General features: G+C 70.0%; 22 protein-coding genes. 13 read left to right on the top strand and 9 right to left on the bottom strand.

What is annotated here, in order from left to right; all coding sequences use genetic code 11:
* Window positions 1-25 precede the first annotated feature (25 nt).
* Together OG828_RS31455 and OG828_RS31450 are read right to left on the bottom strand one after the other, a co-directional pair.
* Window positions 26-1,051, bottom strand: a complete 1,026-nt coding sequence (locus OG828_RS31455) for an esterase-like activity of phytase family protein (RefSeq protein WP_328503033.1) — start codon at window positions 1,049-1,051, stop codon at window positions 26-28.
* 75 nt (window positions 1,052-1,126) lie between these two features.
* Window positions 1,127-1,777, bottom strand: a complete 651-nt coding sequence (locus OG828_RS31450) for a helix-turn-helix transcriptional regulator (RefSeq protein ID WP_328503032.1) — start codon at window positions 1,775-1,777, stop codon at window positions 1,127-1,129.
* A gap of 247 nt (window positions 1,778-2,024) precedes the next feature.
* On the opposite strand from OG828_RS31450, the gene OG828_RS31445 reads away from it, so the two are divergent.
* Window positions 2,025-2,948, top strand: a complete 924-nt coding sequence (locus OG828_RS31445) for a DMT family transporter (RefSeq protein ID WP_328503031.1) — start codon at window positions 2,025-2,027, stop codon at window positions 2,946-2,948.
* A gap of 213 nt (window positions 2,949-3,161) precedes the next feature.
* Window positions 3,162-3,965, top strand: a complete 804-nt coding sequence (locus OG828_RS31440; RefSeq protein WP_328503030.1) for an endonuclease I family protein — start codon at window positions 3,162-3,164, stop codon at window positions 3,963-3,965.
* Between the two features lie 30 nt (window positions 3,966-3,995).
* On the opposite strand, the gene OG828_RS31435 is transcribed toward OG828_RS31440, so the two are convergent.
* The 3 genes from OG828_RS31435 to OG828_RS31425 are packed head-to-tail and all read right to left on the bottom strand — an operon-like array spanning window position 3,996 to window position 8,154.
* Complete coding sequence (locus OG828_RS31435; protein ID WP_328503029.1) at window positions 3,996-5,678, bottom strand: thiamine pyrophosphate-binding protein; 1,683 nt, start codon at window positions 5,676-5,678, stop codon at window positions 3,996-3,998.
* On the bottom strand, window positions 5,675-6,643 hold the full coding sequence (speB, locus tag OG828_RS31430; protein ID WP_328364140.1) for an agmatinase: 969 nt from the start codon (window positions 6,641-6,643) through the stop codon (window positions 5,675-5,677). Before speB ends, OG828_RS31435 begins: the two co-directional genes overlap by 4 nt.
* 56 nt (window positions 6,644-6,699) lie before the next feature.
* A complete protein-coding gene (locus OG828_RS31425) occupies window positions 6,700-8,154 on the bottom strand; it encodes a sodium:solute symporter (RefSeq protein ID WP_328503028.1) in 1,455 nt (484 codons plus the stop codon).
* Window positions 8,155-8,276: 122 nt separating this feature from the next.
* Here OG828_RS31425 and OG828_RS31420 point away from each other — a divergent pair, with 122 nt between their 5' ends.
* Both OG828_RS31420 and OG828_RS31415 read left to right on the top strand, forming a co-directional pair.
* A complete protein-coding gene (locus tag OG828_RS31420) occupies window positions 8,277-9,935 on the top strand; it encodes a PucR family transcriptional regulator (protein ID WP_328503027.1) in 1,659 nt (552 codons plus the stop codon).
* A 66-nt stretch (window positions 9,936-10,001) separates the two neighbouring features.
* Entirely contained in the window at window positions 10,002-10,790 is a 789-nt protein-coding gene (locus OG828_RS31415; protein WP_328364134.1) for a phosphatase, read from the top strand.
* Window positions 10,791-10,799: 9 nt separating this feature from the next.
* On the opposite strand, the gene OG828_RS31410 is transcribed toward OG828_RS31415, so the two are convergent.
* From OG828_RS31410 to OG828_RS31400, 3 genes are all read right to left on the bottom strand, one after another.
* The gene (locus OG828_RS31410) at window positions 10,800-11,678 is read right to left on the bottom strand and encodes an acyl-CoA thioesterase (RefSeq protein WP_328503026.1); all 879 of its coding nucleotides are present in this window, start codon (window positions 11,676-11,678) and stop codon (window positions 10,800-10,802) included.
* Window positions 11,679-11,713: 35 nt separating this feature from the next.
* Entirely contained in the window at window positions 11,714-12,871 is a 1,158-nt protein-coding gene (locus OG828_RS31405) for an acyl-CoA dehydrogenase family protein (protein ID WP_210576800.1), read from the bottom strand.
* A gap of 195 nt (window positions 12,872-13,066) precedes the next feature.
* Window positions 13,067-13,897 carry a hypothetical protein gene (locus OG828_RS31400; RefSeq protein WP_328503025.1) on the bottom strand — a complete coding sequence of 277 codons (831 nt, stop codon included), beginning with the start codon at window positions 13,895-13,897 and terminating at the stop codon, window positions 13,067-13,069.
* A 322-nt stretch (window positions 13,898-14,219) separates the two neighbouring features.
* On the opposite strand from OG828_RS31400, the gene OG828_RS31395 reads away from it, so the two are divergent.
* The gene (locus OG828_RS31395) at window positions 14,220-14,396 is read left to right on the top strand and encodes a hypothetical protein (protein ID WP_328503024.1); all 177 of its coding nucleotides are present in this window, start codon (window positions 14,220-14,222) and stop codon (window positions 14,394-14,396) included.
* Between the two features lie 31 nt (window positions 14,397-14,427).
* Here the strand turns inward: OG828_RS31395 and OG828_RS31390 are convergent, their stop codons facing one another.
* Window positions 14,428-15,027: an SACE_7040 family transcriptional regulator gene (locus tag OG828_RS31390; protein ID WP_328503023.1), complete on the bottom strand. Its 600-nt coding sequence runs from the start codon at window positions 15,025-15,027 to the stop codon at window positions 14,428-14,430.
* A gap of 86 nt (window positions 15,028-15,113) precedes the next feature.
* On the opposite strand from OG828_RS31390, the gene OG828_RS31385 reads away from it, so the two are divergent.
* From OG828_RS31385 to OG828_RS31350, 8 genes are all read left to right on the top strand, one after another.
* Complete coding sequence (locus OG828_RS31385) at window positions 15,114-16,730, top strand: carboxyl transferase domain-containing protein (protein WP_328503022.1); 1,617 nt, start codon at window positions 15,114-15,116, stop codon at window positions 16,728-16,730.
* A gap of 29 nt (window positions 16,731-16,759) precedes the next feature.
* Window positions 16,760-18,757 carry an acetyl/propionyl/methylcrotonyl-CoA carboxylase subunit alpha gene (locus OG828_RS31380; RefSeq protein WP_328504972.1) on the top strand — a complete coding sequence of 666 codons (1,998 nt, stop codon included), beginning with the start codon at window positions 16,760-16,762 and terminating at the stop codon, window positions 18,755-18,757.
* Window positions 18,754-19,710, top strand: coding sequence for a hydroxymethylglutaryl-CoA lyase (locus tag OG828_RS31375; RefSeq protein ID WP_328503021.1), 957 nt, complete (start codon window positions 18,754-18,756; stop codon window positions 19,708-19,710). Before OG828_RS31380 ends, OG828_RS31375 begins: the two co-directional genes overlap by 4 nt.
* 6 nt (window positions 19,711-19,716) lie before the next feature.
* The gene (locus OG828_RS31370; protein ID WP_328503020.1) at window positions 19,717-20,877 is read left to right on the top strand and encodes an acyl-CoA dehydrogenase family protein; all 1,161 of its coding nucleotides are present in this window, start codon (window positions 19,717-19,719) and stop codon (window positions 20,875-20,877) included.
* A gap of 133 nt (window positions 20,878-21,010) precedes the next feature.
* A complete protein-coding gene (locus OG828_RS31365; RefSeq protein ID WP_328503019.1) occupies window positions 21,011-22,057 on the top strand; it encodes an ABC transporter substrate-binding protein in 1,047 nt (348 codons plus the stop codon).
* A gap of 115 nt (window positions 22,058-22,172) precedes the next feature.
* Window positions 22,173-23,018, top strand: a complete 846-nt coding sequence (locus tag OG828_RS31360) for a siderophore-interacting protein (protein WP_328503018.1) — start codon at window positions 22,173-22,175, stop codon at window positions 23,016-23,018.
* Between the two features lie 152 nt (window positions 23,019-23,170).
* Entirely contained in the window at window positions 23,171-24,637 is a 1,467-nt protein-coding gene (gene desA, locus OG828_RS31355) for a lysine decarboxylase DesA (protein ID WP_328503017.1), read from the top strand.
* Window positions 24,621-25,898: a lysine N(6)-hydroxylase/L-ornithine N(5)-oxygenase family protein gene (locus OG828_RS31350; RefSeq protein WP_328503016.1), complete on the top strand. Its 1,278-nt coding sequence runs from the start codon at window positions 24,621-24,623 to the stop codon at window positions 25,896-25,898. Before desA ends, OG828_RS31350 begins: the two co-directional genes overlap by 17 nt.
* Window positions 25,899-25,901: the final 3 nt, after the last annotated feature.

Here is a 25,901-nt window from a genome sequence, read left to right as displayed (position 1 = left end):
GCTGAGCGCGCAGTTCCCCGCGCCCCTAACGGGGCGCTGTGCTTACCCGGAGATCGTAGAAGCGCGTCGTCTGTGTCGCGTTCTGGTTGTCGTCGCTGGCCAGCAGTACCTTCAGGCGGCCCTTGGTCCAGCCGGTGATCGTCATGGACTCGATGTTGTCGAGGAGGGGGTTGGGCTGGGGCTGCTTGGCGGTCGCGCCGAGTGTCGGGCAGTTCACGAGGTCGGCGAGGAGGGTCTTCTTGACCAGCCGTACGCCGTCCTGGCCGGTCAGCGTGTCGATGCCGCCGGTGTCGGTCGCGCGGCGCGGGTCGGCGAGGTAGAGGCGGACGGTGTTGCCGACGCCGGAGGTGAAGCCGCGCTCCAGGACGAGGAACCGGCCGTCGGGCAGCGCGGTGACCTCGGGGACGCCGAGGCCGGTGTCGGCCCGGTAGGCGTACTGGGCGCCGAGCCCGAAGGTGCCGTGGTGCCGCTTCCAGGTCTGCCAGCGGACGATGCCGGCGGTGTCGCCGGACAGCGCGTACTCCATCGACGCGAGCAGGGTGCGCCCGCCGGGGAGCATGGTCAGGCCCTCGAAGGTGCCGTTGGTGACGGCCCGCCCGGCCGGGGCGACCTGGAGAGAGGCCGGTACCGGCAGACGGTCGAGGATCTTGCCGTCGCGGGAGTAGCGGCGTACGGACGGCTCGGTCTCGGAGCTGATGAGCCGGGTGCCGTCCCGCTCCACGACCAGGCCCTCGGAGTCCAGCGCGGTGCCGTTCTCGTCGGCGAGCTGGACGACGGACTTCGGCTGGAGGGTCCTGCGGTCCAGCGTGAACAGCGACGAGCGGTCGCTGAGCGCGGCGAGGTCGCCGTTCCGGTCCACGGCGAGCGCGGAGAAGTTGCCGACATAGGTGCCCTGGTACGTCGTCTTGTCCAGGGCGTCGGAGAAGCCCTGGATGGCGACGGAGGGCGAACAGGCGTGATTCTCGCCCGCGTTGGCGGGCCCTGCGGCGGTGAGGCAGGTGGCCGCCGCCAGGCCGGCGGTGGCGGTCGCGAGTACGGTTCTCAGACGCATGGGCGCCACCGTAGGGCGGGCCGGTGACGGAGGGGAGACCGGCTCATGAAGCGTCGGCTCGCGACCAGGGCACCGTCATCGGCTCTCCTCGCCGCTGCGGCACTCGTTGAGATCCGCGTAGACCGCCGAGCGGGACACCCCGAGCCGTTCGGCGATCCGCGGCACCGCGTTGCGCACCGTGAAGACACCGCGCCGGTCCAGGACGTGGAGGAGGGCCAGCCGCTCCACCCGGGTCAGACTGCTCACCGGCTTGCCGCGTGACACCTCCTCGGCCCGGATCAGCGCGTCGACCACGTCGTCGAAGTCGTTGCTGAACGTGGTGTCCGTGACCTGCACGGGCGGCGTCCCCGCCAGCGCCGTCAGCAGGTCGCCGGCCTGCCGCAGAGCCGTGACGTCGACATTGACGCACAGCGCCCCGAACACATGGCCCGCACCGTCGCGCAACGGCATGGTCGACGACTTGATGATCCGCCCGTCCCCCGTGCGCGTCACGTAGTTGATGTCGTTCGTCGCCGCGCCCCCCTGCGCCAGCACGGCCAGCCCGATCTCGCTCAGCGCGCCGCCGACCTTGCGGCCGGTCACCGCACCGGAGACCGCCGCGACCGACTGCTCACCCCGCCGGTAGTCGTGCAACACGACCTCGCACGTCGGCCCGAACGTCTCCGCCAGCCCATCGATGACCGGCAGCAACGCCGCCAGGATCGCGTCCGCGCTGTCGTCGGCCATCGCACCGCCCCTCAGTCACTCCCAACCCGGAACACCAACTATAGTAAACGTCCAGCGCATGGACGTAAAGTCCAGACCGTACTACGAGATACGATCCCCGAGTGAATACCTACTGGCACGCCGTCACGCCCCCTCCCTGCGCCTGACCGGGCGCAGACGCTGAGGGTTTGATTCCTGATTCCCCGGCCCCGTCGTGCGCCCGTTTCGGACCCAGTCCCAGACGCATCGACGACGGAAGACCACGACCGTGCCGAACCGCACCACCACTCTGCTTCCCGCGCGCCCTGACGCGCGCCTTCTCACCGGCCCCGCGCCCATCCTCATATCGGCCGTGCTGTGGGGCACGACCGGCACCGCCTCCTCCCTGGCCCCGGCCGGCGCCCCGGCGGCGGCGATCGGCTCCGCCGGGCTCACACTCGGCGGCATCCTGCTGTTCCTCACCTCCCGCGGCGCCCGCTCCCTGCCCGCCGTCTGCACCCGCCGTGAGCGGTGGCTGCTGGTGCTGGGCGCGCTGGCGGTGGCCGGATATCCGGTCACCTTCTATCCGGCGGTGGCCCGCACCGGCGTCGCGGTGACGACGGTGATCGCGCTCGGCAGCGCACCGGTCTTCGCCGGACTGCTGTCCTGGATGACCGGGCAGTCCCGGCCCACCGCACGTTGGACGCTCGCCACGGCGGCGGCCGTCCTGGGCTGCGCGCTCCTGGTACTGGGCCCCGAACTCACCGGTCAAGCCACGCCGATGGACGTGACGGGCGTCGCGCTCGCCGCGGGGGCCGGACTGTCGTACGCCGTCTACTCGCTGATCGGCGGTCGGCTCATCACCCGCGGCCATGCGTCCGACGCGGTGATGGGCGTGCTGTTCGGCGCGGCCGGGCTGCTCGTCCTGCCGCTCGTGCTGCTGGTGGACACGCAGTGGCTGACCACGGCACGCGGCGCGGCGGTGGCCGGCCACCTCGCCCTGTTCACCGTCGCGCTTGCCTACCGGCTCTTCGGATACGGGCTGCGCCACACCCCCGCCTCGACGGCCACGTCACTGACCCTGGCCGAGCCCGCCGTCGCCGCGGTCCTGGGCGTCACCGTCCTCGGCGAACGCCTGCCGACCGCCTCCTGGTGCGGGTTGGCCGTCCTCGGGCTGGGGCTGGTGTTCGTCAGCGGTGATCGTCAGCGATGACACCGGCCGATTGAGGAACGGCTGACGATCCGGCCCAACGGCCCCCGACTTTCCGGTCAGGGGCCGCTTCCGCGTGTCAACTCGCGTAGACAAGGGTCGATTTGCCGCTTCAGGTCACCGAATGGACACGCAGCGTCCATTTACACCGCCACATGTCCATGTCACTCTCCCACTTGCCGCCTCCATTCAACCCGCGTAGATGGGACCCCCCTCATGCTGGCGACACGCACCCGGCACTGGAAGCCCGTGGCTCTGGCCACCGCGGCCGTCCTGGTCGGCCTCACCGCCTCGACGCTGACCGCGACCCCCGCCGCGGCCACGACCACGGCGTACGACGACACGTACTACGCCGACGCGATCGGCAAGACCGGTACGGCGCTGAAGAGCTCGCTCCACACGATCATCAGCGACCAGACGAAGCTGTCGTACTCGGCGGTCTGGAACGCGCTGAAGGTGACGGACCAGGACCCGAACAACAGCGGCAACGTGATCCTGCTGTACTCGGGCATCTCCCGCAGCAAGTCGCTGAACGGAGGCAGCACCGGCAACTGGAACCGCGAGCACACGTGGGCGCAGTCCCACGGCGACTTCGGCACCTCGGCCGGCCCTGGCACGGACCTGCACCACCTGCGCCCCGAGGACGTCCAGGTCAACAGCATCCGCGGCAACAAGGACTTCGACAACGGCGGCAGCAGCTTCACCAACTCCGGCGGCAGCCTCACCGACTCGAACTCCTTCGAGCCCCGCGACGCCGTCAAGGGCGACGTCGCCCGCATGATCCTCTACATGGCCGTCCGCTACGAGGGCGACGACAGCTGGGCCGACCTGGAGCCCAACGACGCCGTCACCAACGGCAGCACCCGGTTCCACGGCCGCCTCTCCGTCCTGAAGCAGTGGAACGACGAGGACCCGCCGAGCACCTTCGAGGAAAACCGCAACGAGGTCATCTACGACACCTACCAGGGCAACCGCAACCCGTTCATCGACCACCCGGAGTGGGTCGAGTCGATCTGGTGAGCGCCCTCGCGACCAGCGGGACTTGCGGGACTAGAGGTGCGTAGGCGCGAACATCCGCAGCACAGCCGGCAGAACGACCACCGACGGCCCCGGCGCTGCCAGCGCCTTCGCCAGGTCCGTCTCCAGGGTCTCGGGGGACGTACGAACCCCCGGGACCCCGAAGGACTCCGCCAGCGCCACATAGTCCGGCCGGGTCAGTTCCGTCGCCGTCGCCTCCCCGAAGGCGTCGTTCATGTACTCGCGCAGGATGCCGTAGCCGCCGTCGTCGACGATGAGCCAGGTGACCGGCAGGTCGTACTGCTTGGCCGTGGCCAGCTCGGCGATGGAGTAGAGCGCGCCTCCGTCGCCCGACACCGCCAGCACCGGACGCGAAGGGTCCGCCGCCGCGGCGCCCAGCGCCGCCGGGAAGCCGTAGCCGAGGCCGCCGGCGCCCTGGGCGGAGTGCAGGAGGTTGGGGCCCTTGGCGTCGAAGGCGGACCAGGCCCAATAGGCCAGGATCGTCATGTCCCAGAAGGACGGGGAGTCAGCGGGGAGCGCCGCCCGCACCGACGCCAACACCTGCTGTTCCAGGGTGAGTTCCTGGGCGGCGATGCGCTCGGAGACCTTCGCCAGGACCGCCCGCACCCGCTCCGGCGCCGACGGGTCCGGCCGCTCCTCCACCGTCTCCAGCAGCGCCTGCAACGCCAGTCGCGCGTCCGCGTGGATGCCCAGTGCCGGGTGGTTGGACTCCAGCTTGCCGAGGTCGGCCTCGATCTGGACGACCCGGGCGCGCGGCTTGAACGTGTGGTAGTTGGACGACACTTCGCCCAGACCCGAGCCGACCACCAGCAGGACGTCCGCGTCCTCCAGGAAGTCCGTGGTGTGCCGGTCCTCGATCCACGACTGGAGCGACAGCGGGTGCTTCCAGGGGAACGCGCCCTTGCCGCCGGGCGTGGTGACCACCGGGGCCTGGAGCATCTCCGCGAGCTGCCTCAGCTTGCCGCTCGCGTCCGCCCGTACCACTCCCCCGCCCGCGATGATCGCCGGGCGGGCCGCCTTCGACAGCAAGTCGGCTGCCACCGCCGTCAGTTCGGGGCGCGGCGGCAGCTCGTCGGGGAAGGCGTCGCCGCCCGTCACCACCGGGATCGAGGTCTGTGCCAGCAGCACGTCCTGCGGGATCTCCACCCACACCGGGCCGTGCGGGGCCGTCAGCGCCGACTTCCAGGCCGCCTCGATCGCGGACGGGATCTGTGACTGCGTACGGACGGTGTGGACGGACTTCACCACGCCCCTGAACGAGGCCGCCTGGTCCGGGAGTTCATGCAGATAGCCGTGGCGACCGCCGCCCAGCCCCGCCGTCGGGATCTGGCTGCTGATCGCGAGGACTGGCGCCGAAGCCGCCGCCGCCTCCTGGAGCGCCGCCAGTGACGTCAGCGCGCCCGGTCCCGTCGACAGCAGCAGCGGTGCCGCCTCGCCCGTGATCCGGCCGTACGCGTCGGCCGCGAACCCGGCGTTGTTCTCCACCCGCAGCCCGATGTACCGCAGGTCGGACCGCCGCAGCGCGTCGAACATGCCGAGCGCGTGCTGGCCGGGCAGCCCGAACACCGTCGTCGTGCCGAGCGCCGCCAGCGTCTCCACGACCAGGTCTCCGCCGTTGCGGCCGGGGGGAGGATTCAGCGCGGCCGAGATCTGCGCCTCGGTCGGACGGAGCACCAGGTCGTGGTCGTGAGTCACTGTGCGCGGGCCTCTGCAATCTGGCGGGACATGATCGTGGTCAGTTCGTACGCCGTGTGGGACGCGGCCACCGACGTGATCTCGGCGTGATCGTACGCGGGCGCCACCTCGACGACATCCGCCGAGACCAGGTTGCAGCCGGCCAGACCCCGCAGGATCTCCAACAGCTCCCTCGACGTCATGCCGCCCGCCTCGGGCGTCCCCGTGCCGGGCGCGTGCGCCGGGTCCAGGCAGTCGATGTCGATGGAGATGTACAGCGGGCGGTCGCCGATGCGCTGACGCAGCTGGTCGGCGACCTCGTCGACACCGCGCCGCATGACATCCGCGGACGTCACGATGCCGAAGCCGAGCTTGGCGTCGTCATCCAGGTCCTGCTTGCCGTAGAGGGGGCCGCGAATACCGACGTGGGAGAGGGCCGAGGTGTCCAGGATCCCCTCCTCCACCGCCCGCCGGAACGGCGTCCCGTGCGTGTACTCGGCGCCGAAGTACGTGTCCCAGGTGTCGAGGTGCGCGTCGAAGTGCAGCAGCGCCACCGGGCCGTGCTGCTTGGCCACGGAACGGAGCAGCGGGAGCGCGATGGTGTGGTCGCCGCCGAGGGTCATCAGCCTGGCCCCCGTCCCCAGCAGCTCGTCCGCCGCCGCCTCGACCGTCTCCACGGCCTCGTTGATGTTGAACGGGTTCACCGCGATGTCCCCGCCGTCCGCGACCTGCGCCAGCGCGAAGGGGGACGCGTCCTGCGCCGGGTTGTACGGGCGCAGCAGCCGGGACGCCTCACGGATCGCGTTGCCGCCGAAGCGGGCGCCCGGCCGGTACGAGACGCCCGAGTCGAACGGCACGCCGACCACGGCGACATCGGCACGGCCGACCTCGTCGAGCCGCGGCAGCCGGGCGAAGGTCGCGGGTCCGGCGTACCGCGGGATGCGGGAGGAGTCGACGGGGCCGCGGGGCGTCTCGGTGCTGCTCATCGGGAAATGCCTTCTTTCTCACGCTTCATCGCGTATGTACTACTTGCCATACGACTTTACTGGTGCGCCGGGACCGGCTCCGACCGGGGTTCGGGCGCCCGCCCGGCGAGCCGCTCACGCCAGGCCGCGAGTACGGCCGCGTCGGTCGCCGGAGTCGCCAGGGATACGACGACGTAAGTGGCCAGCGACGACAGCAGCCCGTAGTAGATGGGCTCGTTGGCGAGGATGCCGTACGTCGCCATCAGGCCGATGACGGCGAGACCGCCGACGGCGACGGAGGCGAGCGCGCCCTGGGCGGTGCCCCGCTTCCACAGCAGCCCGCCGAGGATCGGCACGAGGAGTCCGCCGACGAGCAGGTTGTACGCCACCGTCAGCGCCTCGACGACGTTGTTCAGCGCGATGGCCGTACCGATCACCGCGAGGCCCATGATGAGGATGAAGGCGCGGTTGTCCTTGACCTCGTCGCGGTCACCGCCCGTGATCTTCCCCCGCAGCCGCGACCAGATGTCGTTGTTGGCGACGGTGGCACAGGCGATCAGCGCGCCGGAGGACGTCGACATGACAGCCGCGAGCGCGGCGGCCAGCACCAACCCCCGTACACCCACCGGGAGTTCGTCCTTCACGATGGTCGCGAAGGCGTCGTCCGCGCTCCCCAGCTTCGGGTACAGCACCTTGGCCGCCGTACCGATGACGGCGCCCGCGAGGGCGTACGCGAGGCAGTACGTCCCCGCGACCGTGCCGCCCCATTTCGCCGTCTTGTCGCTGCGCGCGGTGAACACGCGCTGCCAGATGTCCTGACCGATGAGCATGCCGAAGGTGTAGATCAGCACGTAGGTGAAGATCGTCTCGCCGCCGATGCCCAGCGGGTCGAAGTACTCGGTGGGCAGCTGCGCCTTCATCTCGCTGAAGCCGCCCGCCTTGACGACGGCGATGGGCAGCAGGAGCAGCAGCACGCCGATCGTCTTCACCACGAACTGCACCATGTCCGTCAGCGTGATCGACCACATGCCGCCGAGCGTGGAGTACGCGACGACGATCGAGCCGCCGAGGACGATCGCGACGGTGCGGTTCATGTCGAAGAGGACGTCGAAGATCGTGGCGTACGCGATCGTCGAGGTGACCGCGAGCATGAGGGTGTACGCCCACATGACGACACCCGAGACGACGCCCGCGCGGCCGCCGTAGCGCAGGTCGAGCATCTCGGAGACGGTGTAGACCTTGAGGCGGGCGATGCGGGCGGAGAAGAAGACGGAGAGGGCGAGGAGTCCGAGGCCGATGGTGAAGACCATCCAGGCGCCGGACAGCCCGTACTGGTAACCCAGCCCGACGCCCCCGATGGTGGACGCGCCGCCGAGGACGATCGCGGCCATGGTGCCGGAGTACATGGTCGGGCCCAGGCGACGGCCCGCGACCAGGAACTCGCTCTTGGACTTGGCGCGGCGCATGCCCCACCAGCCCATGGCCAGCATGCCGACCAGATAGACGACGATCACTGCGTAGTCGATGGCCACTAGGCCCTCCTTCGGTCGGTCTCGCCGGCGGGTGCTGACGACTGACCCTAGGTGGCCGGAAAGCGACTGCGAAGTGTACGTTTCATCCATTCGAGGTGCCCTGAGTGGAGGGATCGCACACCATGCCGGAACCCTCTGTTCCCCCCACCCCACCCGTGCCCCTCGCGTCCCTCCTGGCCCGCGAGGACCTCGCCCTGCGCCAGATCGCCGGGCCCACCGATCCGGACATCGTCATCCACTGGGCGCACACCTCGGAGATGGCGGACCCGTACCCGTATCTGCTGGGCGGCGAGCTGCTGCTGACGGCCGGCGTGCACATCCCGGACGCGGCGGGCTCGGGCACGTACTTCGACGACTATGTCTCCCGGATCGTCGCGGCGGGCGGCGCGGCCCTCGGCTTCGGGCTCGCCCCGGTGCACGACACGGTGCCGCGGGCGCTGGTCGCGGCCTGCGAGGCGTACGAGCTGCCACTCGTCGAGGTCCCGCCGCAGACCACCTTCTCCGGCGTCGCCCGCGCGGTCTGGCAGCTCATGGCCCAGGCCCGCCTCGCGGAGCTGCGCCGGGTGACGGAGGCCCAGCAGAGCCTGGCCGCCGCGGCCTCCCGCCCGGACCCGGTGCCGTCGGTGCTACGGCAACTGGCACAGCGGGTCGGCGGACGGACGGTGCTGTTCGGACCGGACGGCGGGGAGATCGCGGCGGCGGGGCGGGGGCCGGGGGGTGAGTTGCGGGAGGCGCTGGCGGATCTGGCGGGAGTCGTACGGCCGACGGACGCGGCGGCGAGGCGGGGCGGGCGCGGCGCGACGGCCGCCGCGGACCGCACGTCCGCAGGACACCCGGCCGGTGAGCCCGGCGGGGCGGCACCAGCCAACCGCCCACCCGCAGGCCCCTCCCACCCCACCTCCGCCGCCGTCCCCGGCCGGGCGGCACGAGCCGACCGCCCACCCGCCGCCCGACCGGCCCCGGTCGGCCCCGTCCGCCCCACCTCCGCCACCGACACCATCGCCGGCACCCACCTCGCCGCCTACGCTCTCGGCGCCGGCCAGGGCTTCGTGCTGGGCATCGCGGCCCCGCAGCGCGACCCCGGTGACCACACCATCGCCTCCGTCGCCGCTGTGCTGCTCACCCTCCTCACCGGCGAGCACCACAGCGGCGCGGGCGCGGCCCGGTCCTCCGCGCTGGTACGGCTGCTGCTGGGCGCCCCGCCCGAGGAGGTCGCGCCGCTGCTGGGCGCCGACCGGTGGCTGGTCGTGCACGCGAGGCCGGACGCGCCGCGTCCCGACGCCATGGCGGCCTCGGCGCTGGGCGCGGCGCTCGGTTCGCCGTTGGTGGACCTGGCGGAGGATGTCGTACGCGTGCTCCTGCCCCTTCGTGAGATCGAGCCGCAGCCGGGCTGGACGCTCGGGGTCAGTGCGCCCGCCGCGCCGCAGGAGTGGCCGTCGGCCGACACCCAGGCGGCCCGTGCCCTGGCACGCGCGCGTGCCACCCGCACCGCGCTGGTCCGGCACGGCGCCCGCCCGGGTCTCGCCGAACTCCTCCCGCCGGAAGAGGCGGAGGCGCACGCCCGCGCACTCCTCGCTCCCGTCGCCGCCGCTCCGGCCCTCACCGAGACCCTGCGCACCTGGCTTTCCCTGCACGGGAGTTGGGACCGTACGGCCGTCGCGCTGTCCGTGCATCGCAACACCGTGCGGCAGCGGATCGCCCGGTGCGGGGCGCTGCTGGGCGCCGACCTGGACGATCCGGACGTACGCATGGAGTTGTGGTTCGCGCTGCGGAAAGGGTGAGTGACGCGTGTCCCAGCGGGCGGGACGCCGGGTGTTCGCACTGCGGTCTGCCTCACAATGGTTCCCATGCCGATATCCGGGACCCCCAGCCGCGCCGAGCTCGTCGACCACCTCGTGAAGACCCGTATCGCGGGCGACGTGGCCACGCCTCGCGAGAACAACCTCTCCCACTACCGCAAGCTGGCCAACGGCGACCGGCACTACTGGCTCGGCCTCGAGCTCGGCGAGCGCTGGACGGACGAGCAGGACGTGCTCGCGGTGATGACCGAGCGGGTGGGTGTGCACGACGACCCGGAGTACCGGTACGGCCAGGACACCATCGACCCCGAGCTGACGGTCGACGCGCTGGAGCGGATGGCGGCCCGGCTGCGCAAGGCGGCCGACGGCGAGCAGCGGGTGCTGTTCGCCACCGGCCACCCCGGCGGACTGCTCGACGTACACCGCGCCACGGCCGCCGCGCTGCGCACGGCCGGCTGCGAGATCGTCGTCATCCCGGACGGCTTGCAGACGGACGAGGGATACGTCATGCAGTTCGCGGACGTGGCGATGCTGGAGCACGGCGCCACGCTGTGGCACACGCACTCCGGCGCCCCGATGCGCGCCATCCTCACCGCCCTGGAGCAGGAGGGCCGCCCGCTGCCCGACCTGGTCGTCGCCGACCACGGCTGGGCGGGATACGCCGCCCAGCACGGCGTGGACTCCGTGGGGTACGCGGACTGCAACGACCCGGCCCTCTTCCTCGCCGAGTCGGAAGGCACCCTCCAGGTGGCGGTCCCCCTCGACGACCACGTCCTCAGCCCGCGGTACTACGACCCGCTGACGGCGTATCTGCTGTCCGAGGCGGGGCTCACCTAGGCCGGAGCGCTAGGCCGTGGGGCTTGGCCGTGGGGCGCGCACCACGCCCTCCTGGATCACCGATATCGCGAGCTGCCCGTCCTGGGTGTAGATCCGGGCCTGTCCGAGACCCCGGCCGCCGTGCGCCGACGGGGACTCCTGGTCGTACAGGAGCCATTCGTCGGCGCGGAAGGGCCGGTGGAACCACATCGCGTGGTCCAGAGAGGCCCCGACGACGTCCCCGACCGCCCATCCCCCGCGCCCGTGCGCGAGGAGGACAGAGTCGAGGAGGGTCATGTCGGAGACGTAGGTGGCGAGGACCACGTGGAGCAGGGGGTCGTCGGCCAGTTTGCCGTTGGTGCGGAACCAGACCTGGGAGTGCGGCTCGCGGGGCTCGCCGTAGCGGCCGTACGGCGGGTCGTCGACGTAGCGCAGATCTACGGCGGCCCGCGCCTCCAGCATCTTCTCGACGACCTCGGGGGCGAGGTCGTACGCCGGCAGCCGTTCCTCGGCGGTGGGGAGGGTGACCGGGTCGGGGGCGGGCGGCATCGGGATCTGGTGGTCGAAGCCTTCCTCGTATTTCTGGAAGGAGGCGGAGAGCGCGAAGATCGGCTGGCCGTGCTGGATCGCGACCACGCGGCGCGTGGTGAAGGAACGGCCGTCGTTCATCCGGTCGACGTTGTAGACGATGGGTGCGCCCGCGTCGCCGATGCGCAGGAAGTACGCGTGGAGGGAGTGGGCGAGACGGTCCTCGGGGACCGTACGCCCGGCGGCGACGAGCGCCTGGGCCGCGACCTGTCCGCCGAAGACGCGTGGGACGACGGCGGAGCGGGACTGGCCGCGGAAGATGTTCTCCTCGATCTGCTCGATGTCGAGCAGATCGAGGAGACCCCGTAGTGCCTGGTTCATGGCACCTTTTCTACTGGCCGGTAATTTCGGGAACCTTACAGGCCCATGTCCTTCGCGATGATCGACTTCATGATCTCGCTGGTGCCGCCGTAGATGCGGTTCACACGGTTGTCCGCGTACAGGCGGGCGATCGGGTACTCGTTCATGAACCCGTAGCCGCCGTGCAGCTGGAGGCAGCGGTCGATCACGCGGTGCGCGACCTCGGTGCAGAACAGCTTGGCGCTGGCGGCCTCGGCCGGGGTCAGCTCACCGGCGTCGAGCGCCTCGAGGGCACGGTCGGCGACGGCCTCCGCCGCGTCCACCTCGGCCTGGCAGGCGGCCAGTTCGAACTTGGTGTTCTGGAAGGAGGCGACGGTCTTGCCGAAGACGGTGCGGTCCTGGACGTACTCCTTGGCGAACCGGACGGCCGCCTTGGCCTGGGCGTAGGCGCCGAAGGCGATGCCCCAGCGCTCGGAGGCCAGGTTGTGGCCGAGGTAGTAGAAGCCCTTGTTCTCCTCGCCGAGCAGGTCCTCGACGGGCACCTTGACGTCGACGAACGCCAGCTCGGCGGTGTCGGAGGTCTTCAGCCCGAGCTTGTCGAGCTTCCGGCCGACCGAGTAGCCCTCGGACTTGGTGTCCACGGCGAAGAGGGAGATACCGAAGCGGCGGTCCTCGGCGGTGGGCGCGGACGTGCGGGCGCAGACGATGACGCGGTCGGCGTGGACGCCACCCGTGATGAAGGTCTTGGCGCCGTTGAGGACGTAGTGCGTGCCGTCCTCGCTGAGCTTGGCGGTGGTCTTCATACCGGCGAGGTCGGACCCCGTCCCCGGCTCGGTCATCGCCAGCGCCCACATCTCCTCACCGGAGACGAACTTCGGCAGGAACCGCTTCTTCTGCTCGTCGGTGGCGAGCATCTTGATGTACGGCAGACCGAGCAGCACGTGCACACCGGAGCCGCCGAACTGCACACCCGCGCGGGCCGTCTCCTCGTACATCACGGCCTCGAACTTGTACGAGTCGATGCCGGCGCCGCCGAACTCCTCGTCCACGCGGATACCGAAGACGCCCAGCTCGGCCAGCTTGTAGTAGAAGTCGCGCGGCGCCTGACCAGCCGCGAACCACTCGTCGTAGACCGGCACGACCTCGGCCTCGATGAAGGCGCGAAGGGTCTCCCGGAACGCCTCGTGATCCTCGTTGAACACCGTACGGCGCACGCCGTCCTCCTCCACCCGGTACATGTCTAAGCGCTTGCTCATTCAAGGTACCGGCGAGTAGGACACGGCGTCCAGAGAGGGCTGGGGGTAACGCTCGTCACGCCGGGGGGCGGGGGGCGGTGCGTGCGGGGGCCTGTTCCGACTGGACTGAACAGGCCGCCGTACGGCTTTATCGGTGGCGGCGGGTGCGCCGATCTACTCGGCGACGAACAGTTCCGAGGCCCGGCTCACCTGCACGGCCCGCTGCGACCACACTTTGAGCTGCTCCAGATCAGTACACGCCTCCACGCGCTGGCGCACCGACTCGGGCACCTCGATGCCGCGCCAACGCAGAAGGTCCAGGACCATCTCGGCACGGTCTTCGACACGCCCTTCGTTGCGGCCTTGCTCCAGGCCTTGCTCGCGACCCTGCTCGCGGACCTCCTCGGCAAGCGGGTGCCGGAAGAAGTACTGCATCGCTGTCATCAAGTCCCTCCACAGCTGCTTGGCCTGGGGATCTGCCAGGCACGAGTCGACGAGTGCAGCGAAGGCCGCTGCTGTGTCCGGTTCCACTTCCTTCAGGGCGGTCGCCAGGGATTCCAGTATGGCGGGAGCCTTTCGACCGCGGCCGTGTGTCATGGCAGAAAGCACCGCAAGGGATGGCTTCCGCACGGCCTCCTGCGCATCCGCGATCAGCGGAACGTTGTCCGGACTCAGCACGAGAGGCTGAACGGTGAGCGAAGGACACCCCCGCACCCCGAGATGAATCGGCTGCGCCGCCCAGCGGGCCGTGGCGCTGCTCTGCGTGACGACGATGAGCACCGGCTGCCAGCTGTACTTCTCGTACAGATAGCTGAGGTAGTACGGCCAACTGCCGAGCTTCTTCTTGTCGGGCTTCCCCTGCGACTCCACGATCAGGAGGTACGTGCCCTCGTCGGTCTCCGCCCGCAGCAGCGTGTCCACCCGCCGCTCGACCGGCTCGATCTCAGTGAGGTCGACGTTCATGGCGGCGAAGTCGTGGGGCTTGGGGAAGGGGACGCGTAACACGTCCTGCAGAGCATCGGTGAGCAGTGCAGGGTCCTTCTGGAAGATCCGACCTGATGCTGCTGGCGCATGCCGCAGCGCCGAGCAATTGGCAGATCCGAACCAGAGGCAGGGCGTAAAACCGGAAGATCACTGGCCCGGATGTGCCAAGCAGTGTCCGTCGAGGGGATTTCCCTCAGGGTCTGACGGCCTGTCCAGGGGCGTGGACGGACACGTGCCGGCTCCGGTCTGTAGCCACTGGCCGGCCGCAAGGTCGGTGGCGTCGATCCATTCGCCCAGTTCCGGGACCCAGAAGGGGTGACCCTGGGTCGCGGTGCCCTCGGCGGTGACCGTCTGGACACTCGTCTCGCCGGTCTCCGGGTCGGTGGCCAGGACCCTGTCGCCGACCGGCGATATCAGCGGCACCGGTCTGGACGCCGCCCACCAGGACGGCACGGTGCTCGCCGGAACCGGCCCCAGGGCGGCTACTGGCTGGCCTTCGGCTGAGTCGAGGCGCCCGTAGCACGCCGATCGTCAAGCCTGTGCCCGGCGCCTCACTCCACCCCCACCTCCGCCGCCCCGAACGCCCCCCGCGCCATCCGGTGCAGCAGCTCCGCCGTGGCCGCGCGTCCCGGCAGGGACCCCGGCCGCCCCAGGTGCGGGGTCGAGTTCAGCAGGCCGAAGACGGAGTGGACCGCCGAGCGGGCCGTCGGTTCGGTCAGGCCGGGGTAGACCTTGCGCACCACATCCACCCACAGCTCGACGTACTGCCGCTGCAGCTGCCGTACGAGCTTGCGGTCGGTGTCGCGGAGGCGGTCCAGCTCGCGGTCGTGCAGGGTGATGAGGGGACGGTCGTCGAGGGCGAAGTCGATGTGGCCCTCGATGAGGGAGTCGAGGAGCGCGTCGGGGTTGCCGTCCGCCTCGGCGACCCTGCGCTTTCCGCCGGTCAGGAGCTGGCCGCTGATGCCGACGAGCAGCTCGGCGAGCATCGCGTCCTTGCCCGCGAAGTGCCGGTAGAGGCCGGGGCCGCTGATGCCCACCGCGGCGCCTATCTCGTCGACTCCGACCCCGTGGAAGCCGCGCTCGGCGAAGAGCCGGGCAGCCTCCTTGAGGATCTGCTCACGGCGGGTGGGGGCGTCGGTTCTGGTGGCCATGAAACCAATTCTAGACAGGGAGGTTAGCGGTCGTTAACCTGGAGGAAATGCGTTAACGCTCATTAACAAGGTGAGGGGACCGCAGGATGCAACAGGCACCGGAGCTCCACAGCGCGGCGGACCCCGCGTCGGAGGCCTGGCGGGCCAATGAGGCGGCACAGCTGGCGCTCGTCGAGGAGCTGCGCGGCAAGCTCGCCGCCGCCCGGCTCGGCGGCGGCGAGAAGGCCCGCGCACGACACCGCGCACGCGGCAAGCTGCTGCCCCGCGACCGGGTCGACACCCTCCTCGACCCCGGCTCACCCTTCCTGGACCTGGCCCCGCTCGCGGCCGACGGGATGTACGACGGACAGGCCCCGGCGGCCGGTGTGATCGCCGGGATCGGGCGGGTCGGCGGGCGCGAGTGCGTGATCGTCGCCAATGACGCCACGGTGAAGGGGGGCACGTACTACCCCATCACCGTGAAGAAGCATCTGCGGGCTCAGGAAGTCGCCCTGGAGAACCGGCTGCCCTGTCTCTATCTGGTGGACTCCGGCGGCGCCTTCCTCCCCATGCAGGACGAGGTCTTCCCCGACCGTGAGCACTTCGGGCGGATCTTCTACAACCAGGCCCGGATGTCCGCGGCGCGCATCCCGCAGATCGCGGCCGTGCTGGGGTCGTGCACGGCCGGTGGGGCTTACGTCCCCGCGATGAGCGACGAGGCCGTGATCGTGCGCAATCAGGGCACCATCTTTCTCGGCGGGCCCCCGCTCGTGAAGGCCGCCACCGGTGAGGTCGTGACGGCAGAGGAGCTCGGCGGCGGCGAGGTCCACGCGCGCGTGTCCGGCGTGACCGACCACCTCGCGGAGGACGACGCGCACGCACTGCGGATCGTGCGCAACATCGTCGCCACGCTGCCCGCGCGCGGTCCGCTGCCCTGGGATGTGGTGCCCGCCGTCGAGCCGAAGGTCGACCCGTACGGGCTGTACGGCGCCGTGCCGGCCGACCCCCGCACTCCGTACGACGTCCGCGAGATCATCGCGCGCGTCACCGACGGCTCCCGCTTCTCCGAGTTCAAGTCCGAGTTCGGGCAGACCCTGGTCACCGGCTTCGCCCGGATCCACGGCCACCCGGTCGGCATCGTCGCCAACAACGGCATCCTGTTCTCCGAGTCCGCCCAGAAGGGCGCCCACTTCATCGAGCTGTGCGACCAGCGCGGGATCCCGCTGGTGTTCCTGCAGAACATCTCCGGGTTCATGGTCGGCCGGGACTACGAGGCCGGGGGCATCGCCAAGCACGGCGCCAAGATGGTGACGGCGGTCGCCACCACGCGCGTGCCGAAGCTGACGGTCGTGGTGGGCGGGTCGTACGGCGCGGGCAACTACTCGATGTGCGGCCGGGCCTACTCCCCCCGCTTCCTGTGGATGTGGCCCGGCGCCAAGATCTCCGTCATGGGCGGCGAGCAGGCCGCCTCCGTCCTCGCCACCGTCAAGCGGGACCAGCTGGAGGCCCGCGGGGAGTCCTGGCCCGAGGGCGAGGAAGAGGACTTCAAGGCGCCGATCCGTGCGCAGTACGAGCGTCAGGGGAACGCTTACTACGCCACCGCCCGGCTCTGGGACGACGGCGTCATCGACCCGCTGGACACCCGTCAGGTGCTGGGCCTGGCCCTGACCGCGTGCGCCAATGCGCCCCTGGGTGATCCCCAGTTCGGCGTCTTCCGGATGTGAGGGACCTGACGACCATGTCCGACACGATCATGTTCGACACCGTGCTTGTGGCCAACCGGGGAGAGATCGCCGTCCGGGTCATCCGCACCCTGCGCACGCTGGGCGTCCGCTCGGTCGCCGTCTTCTCCGACGCGGACGCCGACGCCCGGCACGTCCGGGAGGCCGACACGGCGGTACGGATCGGTCCCGCGCCGGCGGCACAGAGCTATCTGTCCGTGGAGCGCATCCTGGAGGCCGCCGCCCGCACCGGCGCCCAGGCGGTCCATCCCGGGTACGGCTTCCTCGCCGAGAACACCGCGTTCGCGCGCGCGTGCGGCGAGGCGGGTCTGGCCTTCATCGGGCCGCCCGCCGAGGCGATCTCCCTCATGGGCGACAAGATCCGGGCGAAGGAGACGGTGCAGGCGGCCGGGGTGCCGGTGGTGCCCGGCGGACGTGACCCCGAAATCGTCGACGCCGCCCGCGAGTTGGGCGCCCCCGTGCTGCTGAAGCCCAGCGCCGGCGGTGGCGGAAAGGGCATGCGCCTGGTGCGCGACCTGGCCGTGCTGGACGAGGAGATCGCGGCGGCCCGGCGCGAGGCCGCGGCCTCCTTCGGCGACGACACGCTCCTCGTCGAGCGGTGGATCGACCGGCCCCGGCACATCGAGATCCAGGTCCTGGCGGACGCCCACGGGAATGTGATCCACCTGGGCGAGCGCGAGTGCTCCCTCCAGCGCCGCCACCAGAAGATCATCGAGGAGGCGCCTTCCGTCCTGCTGGACGAGGCCACGCGCGCGTCCATGGGCGAGGCGGCGGTCCAGGCGGCCCGTTCCTGCGGATACGTCGGCGCGGGCACGGTCGAGTTCATCGTCCCGGGCGTCGATCCGTCGTCGTACTACTTCATGGAGATGAACACCCGCCTCCAGGTGGAACACCCGGTGACCGAGCTGATCACAGGCCTGGATCTGGTGGAGTGGCAGCTGCGGGTGGCGGCGGGAGAGCGGCTGCCGTTCACGCAGGACGAGATCCGGCTGACCGGGCACGCCGTCGAGGCCCGCGTCTGCGCCGAAGATCCCGCGCGCGGGTTCCTCCCGTCCGGCGGCACGGTACTCAGCCTCCGTGAACCCCAGGGCAACGGCGTCCGCACCGACTCCGGGCTCAGCGAGGGCACCGAGGTCGGCAGTCTGTACGACCCGATGCTGTCCAAGGTGATCGCGTACGGCCCCGACCGCGCGACCGCGCTCAGGAAGCTCCGGGCCGCCCTCGGGGAGACGGTGACGCTGGGCGTGCAGACGAACGCGGGGTTCCTGCGGCGGCTGCTGGCCCATCCGGCCGTGGTCGAGGGCGAGTTGGACACGGGGCTGGTCGAGCGGGAGGTGGACGGGCTCGTACTCGACGAGGTGCCCGCGGAGGTCTACGCGGCGGCAGCGCTGCTGCGCCAGACGGCGCTCGCGCCCGCCGGCGGCACCGGCTGGGCCGACCCGTTCGGCGCCGCGGACGGCTGGCGGCTGGGGGGAGAGCGGGCCTGGACGGCACACCACCTGCGCGTGCCGGGCCACGAGCCGGTGACCGTGCGCGTACGCAGTACACCGGACGGCGGGACCGAGCTGCTGCTGGAAGATGCGGACGAACCTCTTCGGGGGTCCGCAGGCCCGCTTCCCGAGCCCGGAGGCCGGTTCACCTGCCGGCTCGACGGCATCGCCCACACCTTCGCCGCCCTGCCGGACGGCACCTGGATCGGCCGCGACGGCGACGCGTGGCACGTCCGGGACCACGACCCGGTCGCCGCGTCGCTCACCCGCGCCGCGCACTCCGGTGCCGATTCGCTCACCGCGCCGATGCCGGGGACGGTCACGGTCGTGAAGGTGGCCGTCGGTGACGAGGTGGCCGCCGGTCAGAGTCTGCTGGTCGTCGAGGCGATGAAGATGGAGCACGTCATCTCCGCCCCGCACGCCGGCACGGTCGCCGAACTGGATGTGGCGCCGGGCACGACGGTCGCCATGGACCAGGTACTGGCGGTCGTCGCACCGCACGAGGAGGCGGAGGAATGACGGTTCAGGGACTCCCCATGGTCGTACCGGCCCAGGGTCTGCCCGCCCGGGTGCGGATCCACGAGGTCGGCGCGCGCGACGGACTGCAGAACGAGAAGTCGACCGTGCCGACCGAGATCAAGGCGGAGTTCATCCGCCGGCTGGCCGACTCGGGCCTGACGACGATCGAGGCGACCAGCTTCGTCCACCCCAAGTGGGTGCCTCAACTCGCGGACGCGGAAGAGCTGTTCCCGGCCGTGAGCGACTTGCCGGTCGCACTCCCGGTGCTCGTGCCGAACGAACGCGGACTGGACCGGGCGCTGTCCCTCGGCGCCACCCGTGTCGCCGTCTTCGCCAGCGCCACGGAGACCTTCGCCAAGGCCAACCTCAACCGGACGCTCGACGAGGCGCTGGCCATGTTCGAGCCGGTGGTCGTGCGGGCGAAAGCCGAGCAGGTCCACGTGCGCGGTTATCTGTCGATGTGCTTCGGCGACCCGTGGGAGGGCCCGGTCCCCGTCCACCAGGTCGTGCACGTCGCCAGGGCCCTGCTGGACATGGGCTGCGACGAGCTGAGCCTCGGCGACACGATCGGCGTGGCGACCCCGGGCCACGTCCTCGAACTCCTCGCCGCACTCAAGGAACAGCACGTCCCGACCAGCGCGTTGGGCGTGCACTTCCACGACACGTACGGCCAGGCGCTGGCCAACACCCTGGTCGCGCTGCAACACGGCGTCACCACCGTCGACGCCTCGGCGGGCGGCCTCGGCGGCTGCCCGTACGCCAAGTCCGCCACCGGCAACCTCGCCACCGAAGACCTCGTGTGGATGCTCCAAGGACTCGGCATCGACACCGGAGTAGACCTCGGCCGTCTCGTCGCCACCAGCGTCTGGATGGCCGCCCACCTGGGCCGACCCAGCCCGTCCCGCGCCGTCCGCGCACTCGGTACCACACCACAGCCCCACAAGGAGCAGTGATCTGCCATGGACCACCGCCTGTCCCCCGAACTCGAAGAACTCCGGCGTACGGTCGAGCAGTTCGCGCACGACGTGGTCGCCCCCAAGATCGGCGAGTTCTACGAGCACCATGAATTCCCGTACGAGATCGTCCGCGAGATGGGCCGCATGGGCCTGTTCGGGCTGCCGTTCCCGGAGGAGTACGGCGGTATGGGCGGCGACTATCTGGCGCTGGGCATCGCCCTGGAGGAACTCGCCCGCGTGGACTCCTCGGTGGCCATCACCCTGGAGGCCGGCGTCTCGCTCGGCGCGATGCCGATCCACCTCTTCGGCACCGAGGAGCAGAAGCGCGAGTGGCTCCCCCGCCTGTGCGCCGGCGAGATCCTCGGCGCCTTCGGCCTGACCGAGCCGGACGGCGGCAGCGACGCGGGCGCGACGCGGACGACGGCCCGGCTGGACGCCGAGACGGACGAGTGGGTGATCAACGGCACGAAGTGCTTCATCACCAACTCCGGTACGGACATCACGGGCCTGGTGACCGTCACCGCGGTGACGGGCCGCAAGCCGGACGGCAGGCCGCTGATCTCCGCGATCATCGTCCCGGCGGGAACCCCGGGCTTCACCGTCGCCCCGCCCTATTCGAAGGTCGGCTGGAACGCCTCCGACACCCGCGAGCTGTCCTTCTCCGACGTCCGGGTCCCGGCCGCGAACCTGCTGGGCGAACAGGGCCGGGGCTACGCCCAGTTCCTGCACATCCTCGACGAGGGCCGTATCGCCATCGCGGCCCTGGCGACGGGCCTGGCCCAGGGCTGTGTGGACGAGTCGCTGAAGTACGCGAAGGAACGGCACGCCTTCGGCCGCCCGATCGGCGCCAACCAGGCGATCCAGTTCAAGCTCGCCGACATGGAGATGAAGGCCCACACCTCCCGCCTGGCCTGGCGTGACGCGGCCTCCCGCCTGGTCGCCGGGGAACCCTTCAAGAAGGAGGCGGCCCTGGCCAAGCTCTACTCGTCGACGATCGCGGTGGACAACGCCCGTGAGGCGACCCAGATCCACGGCGGCTACGGCTTCATGAACGAATACCCGGTGGCACGCATGTGGCGCGACTCGAAGATCCTGGAAATCGGTGAGGGCACCAGCGAGGTCCAACGGATGCTGATTGCACGGGAGTTGGGGCTGACGAGCTGAAACAGCAGGTCACAGGGTGCGTACAGGCTTCGGACCGGGGGGCGGCCCACCCCTGGACAAGTGGTGAGGTTAGGCTAACCTACGTTCGAACTTGTCCGGCGGGCGCTTCGCCCCGTTCGAAAGCAGTCACACCATGTCCAACGCCAGAGCCACCCACTTCACCCGCCGTGGCATCCTCGCCGCCGGTGGCGCCCTCGGCCTCGGTGCCGCGCTCGCAGCCTGCGGAGACGACGACGCGAAGAGCGGTGGCTCTGAGTCGACGGCCTCCGCGAAGGCTACCGGCCCCTGGTCGTTCAAGGACGACCGCGGTACGACCGTGAAGCTGGACGAAGTCCCCACGAAGATCGTCGCGTTCACCGGTGTCGCCGCCGCCCTCTACGACTACGGCATCGAGGTCAAGGGCGTCTTCGGCCCGACCAAGACCAAGTCCGGCAAGGCGGATGTGCAGGCCGGCGACATGGACGTCAGCAAGCTGACGGTCTTCGGCAACGTCTGGGACGCGTTCAACGTCGAGCAGTACGCCGCCTTCCAGCCCGACGTCCTCATCTCCACGACCTTCGACAGCGCCGGCACCCTCTGGTACGTCCCCGAGGCGTCCAAGGACAAGATCGCCAAGCTCGCGCCGAGCACCGCGATCTCCGTCTACGACCGGCAGATGACCAAGCCGCTGGGGCGCATGTGGGAGCTGGCCGAGTCGCTCGGCGCCGACATGACGGCCGACAAGGTCGTCCAGTCCAAGAAGAAGTTCGAGGACGCGGCCGCCCGGCTGCGCGCCGCGGCCAAGGCCAAGCCCGACATCAAGGTGCTGGCCGGCTCCGCGAGCGCGGACCTCTTCTACGTGTCCGGCACCAACTTCTCCATCGACCTGGAGTACTTCAAGGCTCTCGGCGTGAACTTCGTCGAGCCGCCGGAGAAGGCGAAGGAGGCGACCGGTGGTTGGTTCGAGAGCCTCAGCTGGGAGAACGTCGACAAGTACGGGGCGGACGTCATCATGATGGACGACCGGTCCTCGACGATTCAGCCGGCGGACATCGCTGAGGGCACGTGGAAGCAGTTGCCTGCGGTGAAGGCTGGGCAGGTGATTGCTCGGTCGCCGGAGCCGATTCTGTCGTATGACAAGTGCACGCCGCTTCTTGAGAACCTTGCGGAGGCTCTTGAGAAGGCGAAGAAGGTCAGCTGATCAACGGGGCTTGATGTTGTGGGTTAGCTGCGGGGCGGTGGGGGCTGGTCGCGCAGTTCCCCGCGCCCCTAAAAGACAGGCACGCTCCCCCGCCCCCCTTTCAGGAGCAACCCCTATGACCACCGCCGTCACCACCCCCTTCCGGTTCTTCTCGCTCCACGTCGTACGGACTCAGCGGCTCGGGCCCTCTCTGGTCCGGGTCACCTTTGCCGGGGACGAGTTGCGGGACTTTCATTCCGACGGGTGTGACCAGTCGCTGTCGTTGTTTCTGCCGCATCCGGGGCAGACCGAGCCCGCCGTGCCGATCGAGCTCGGGGATGGCTGGTGGCAGGGGTGGCGGGAACTGCCGGATGACGTGCGGGCCGTGATGCGGTCGTACACGTTGCGGGCGTTGCGCCGGGAGCCCGAGGAGATCGATATCGACTTTGTGCTGCACGGGGTCGAGCCGGGCGCCGCGGTGCCCGCGGGGCCGGCGTCGCGGTGGGCCTCGCGGGCGGGTGCCGGGGACCGGGTGCTGTTGCTCGGGCCGGCCGTCGCCGACAACCGGGCCATTCGTTTCCGGCCGCCCGCCGACACCGATCTGGTGGTGATCTGGGGCGACGAGACCGCCGTACCGGCCGTCTCCGCCATCGTCGAGTCGCTGCCCGCCGGTACCCGTGCCCGGGTCTGGCTGGAGGTGCACCATGCCGGTGACATCCAGGATCTGGTGACGGAGGCGGACGCGGACATCACGTGGCTCGTGCGCGCCGAGGGGTCCCCCATGGCCCTCGACGCCGTGCGGGCCGACCAACTCCCGTCCGCGGAGCGGCCGTACGTCTGGATCGCGGGTGAGTCCGGCTGCGTGAAGCAGCTGCGCCGGCATTTTGTGGGCGAGCGTGGGATCGACCGCCGCCGGGTCACGTTCGTGGGCTACTGGCGGCAGGGGCTGACCGAGGAGCAGCTGCGCGAGCGCGGCGATTGATGACGCAGCGACAGGAGTGACCACTGTCACGGGTGGGTTGGATTTCTCATGCGTTAAATTCGGTGAAATTAGGTTAGCCTTACCTAAGTTGAAGCTGAGACTCCGCTTCTCCTCGCCCCGCCGACGGCTCGTCCCCACCGGAGGACCCCCACATGCGCTCGCACCTGCTCAATGACACGACCGCGGAGCGGTATCGCAGCTCCGTGACCGAAGGAATCGAGCGGGTGGCGGCCAAACTCGCCACCACCGACCGTCCGTTCACCGGCGTCACGGTCGACGCCCTCGCCCCCCGTATCGACGCGATCGACCTCGACCGGCCGCTGCACGACACCGCCGCGGTCCTCGACGAACTGGAGGACGTCTACCTCCGGGACGCGATCTACTTCCACCACCCCCGCTACCTCGCCCACCTCAACTGCCCGGTCGTCATCCCGGCCGTGGTCGGCGAGGCGGTCCTCTCCGCGGTCAACTCCTCCTTGGACACCTGGGACCAGTCGGCCGGCGGCACCCTCATCGAGCGCAAGCTCATCGACTGGACGACCGCCCGAATAGGCCTCGGCGAGAACGCCGACGGTGTCTTCACCTCCGGCGGCACCCAGTCCAACCTCCAGGCGCTCCTCCTCGCCCGCGAGGAGGCGAAGCCAGGGCGGGTCGGGTGGGAAGAAGGGGCCTCCTTCGCCAAACTGCGCATCTTCGCCTCCGAGGTCAGCCACTTCAGCGTGAAGAAGTCCGCGAAGCTGCTCGGTCTGAGCCCCGACTCCGTCGTCTCGATCCCCGTCGACCACGACAAGCGCATGCAGACCGTCGCGCTCGCCCATGAGCTGGAGCGCTGCAAGAAGGACGGCCTGGTCCCCATGGCCGTCGTCGCCACCGCCGGCACCACCGACTTCGGCTCCATCGACCCGCTGCCCGAGATCGCCGAGCTGTGCGAGCAGTACGGCACCTGGATGCACGTCGACGCCGCGTACGGCTGCGGACTCCTCGCGTCGATCAAGTACCGCGACCGCATCGACGGCATCGAGCGCGCCGACTCCGTCACCGTCGACTACCACAAGTCCTTCTTCCAGCCGGTGAGTTCATCGGCCGTGCTGGTCCGCGACGCCGCCACGCTGCGGCACGCCACCTACCACGCGGAGTACCTCAACCCGCGCCGGATGGTGCAGGAGCGCATACCCAACCAGGTCGACAAGTCCCTGCAGACCACCCGCCGCTTCGACGCGCTCAAGCTGTGGATGACGCTGCGGACGATGGGCGCCGACGGGATCGGCCAGCTCTTCGACGAGGTCTGCGATCTGGCCGTAGAGGGCTGGCAGTTGCTCGCCGCCGACCCGCGCTTCGACGTGGTCGTTCAGCCGTCGCTCTCCACCCTCGTCTTCCGCTACATCCCGGCCGCCGTCACCGACCCCGCCGACATCGACCGGGCCAACCTGTACGCCCGCAAGGCCCTGTTCGCCTCCGGTGACGCGGTGGTCGCGGGCACCAAGGTCGGCGGCCGCCACTACCTGAAGTTCACCCTGCTCAACCCCGAGACGCAGGCATCCGACATCGCCGCCGTCCTCGATCTGATCGCCGGCCACGCCGAGCAGTACCTGGGAGAGACCGTTGTCCGCGCTTCCTGAAGCCTCTGAAAAGACCCTCGACTTCGTCGGGATAGGCCTCGGCCCCTTCAACCTCGGCCTGGCCTGTCTGACCGAGCCCATCGACGAACTCGACGGCGTCTTCCTGGAGTCGAAGCCCAACTTCGAGTGGCACGCGGGCATGTTCCTGGACGGCGCCCACCTCCAGACCCCGTTCATGTCGGACCTGGTCACCCTCGCCGACCCGACGTCGCCGTACTCCTTCCTCAACTACCTCAAAGAGCAGGGGCGGTTGTACTCGTTCTACATCCGCGAGAACTTCTACCCCCTGCGCGTCGAGTACGACGACTACTGCCGCTGGGCCGCCGGCAAACTCAGCAGCGTCCGCTTCGGCACGACGGTGACGGAAGTGACGTACGAGGACGAGCTGTACGTCGTACGCACCACCAAGCACGAGACCTTCCGCGCCCGCCACCTGGTCCTCGGCACCGGCACCTCGCCGTACTACCCCGAGGCGGTGCGCGGCCTGGGCGGCGACCTCTCCCACAACTCCCGCTACATGCAGAACAAGGCGGAGCTGCAGAAGAAGGAGTCGATCACACTCGTCGGCTCCGGCCAGTCCGCCGCGGAGATCTACTACGACCTCCTCAGCGAGATCGACGTCCACGGCTACCGGCTGAACTGGGTGACCCGCTCCCCGCGCTTCTTCCCGCTGGAGTACACCAAGCTCACGCTGGAGATGACGTCGCCGGAGTACGTCGACTACTTCCACGCGCTGCCGGAACAGACCCGCTACCGCCTCACGAACGAGCAGAAGGGCCTGTTCAAGGGCATCGACGGCGACCTGATCAACGAGATCTTCGATCTGCTGTACCAGAAGAACCTCGGCGGCCCGGTGCCCACGCGCCTGCTCACCAACTCCGCGCTGAACAGCGCACGGTACGAGAACGGCACGTACACGCTGGGACTGCGCCAGGAGGAGCAGCAGAAGGAGTACGAGATCGAGACCCAGGGCCTGGTCCTAGCCACCGGCTACCACTACGCCGAGCCGGAGTTCCTGAAGCCCGTGCGCGACCGGCTGGTCTACGACTCGCAGGGCAACTTCGACGTGGCCCGCAACTACTCGATCGACACGACCGGCCGGGGCGTCTTCCTGCAGAACGCCGGCGTCCACACCCACAGCATCACCAGCCCCGACCTGGGCATGGGCGCGTACCGCAACAGCTACATCATCCGTGAGCTGCTCGGCAGCGAGTACTACCCGGTCGAGAAGACGATCGCGTTCCAGGAGTTCGCCGTATGAGCC

Origin of the sequence: Streptomyces sp. NBC_00457, from assembly GCF_036014015.1 — a bacterium.
Taxonomy (GTDB): Bacteria; Actinomycetota; Actinomycetes; order Streptomycetales; family Streptomycetaceae; genus Streptomyces.
This window is presented reverse-complemented; position numbering and strand designations above follow the sequence as displayed.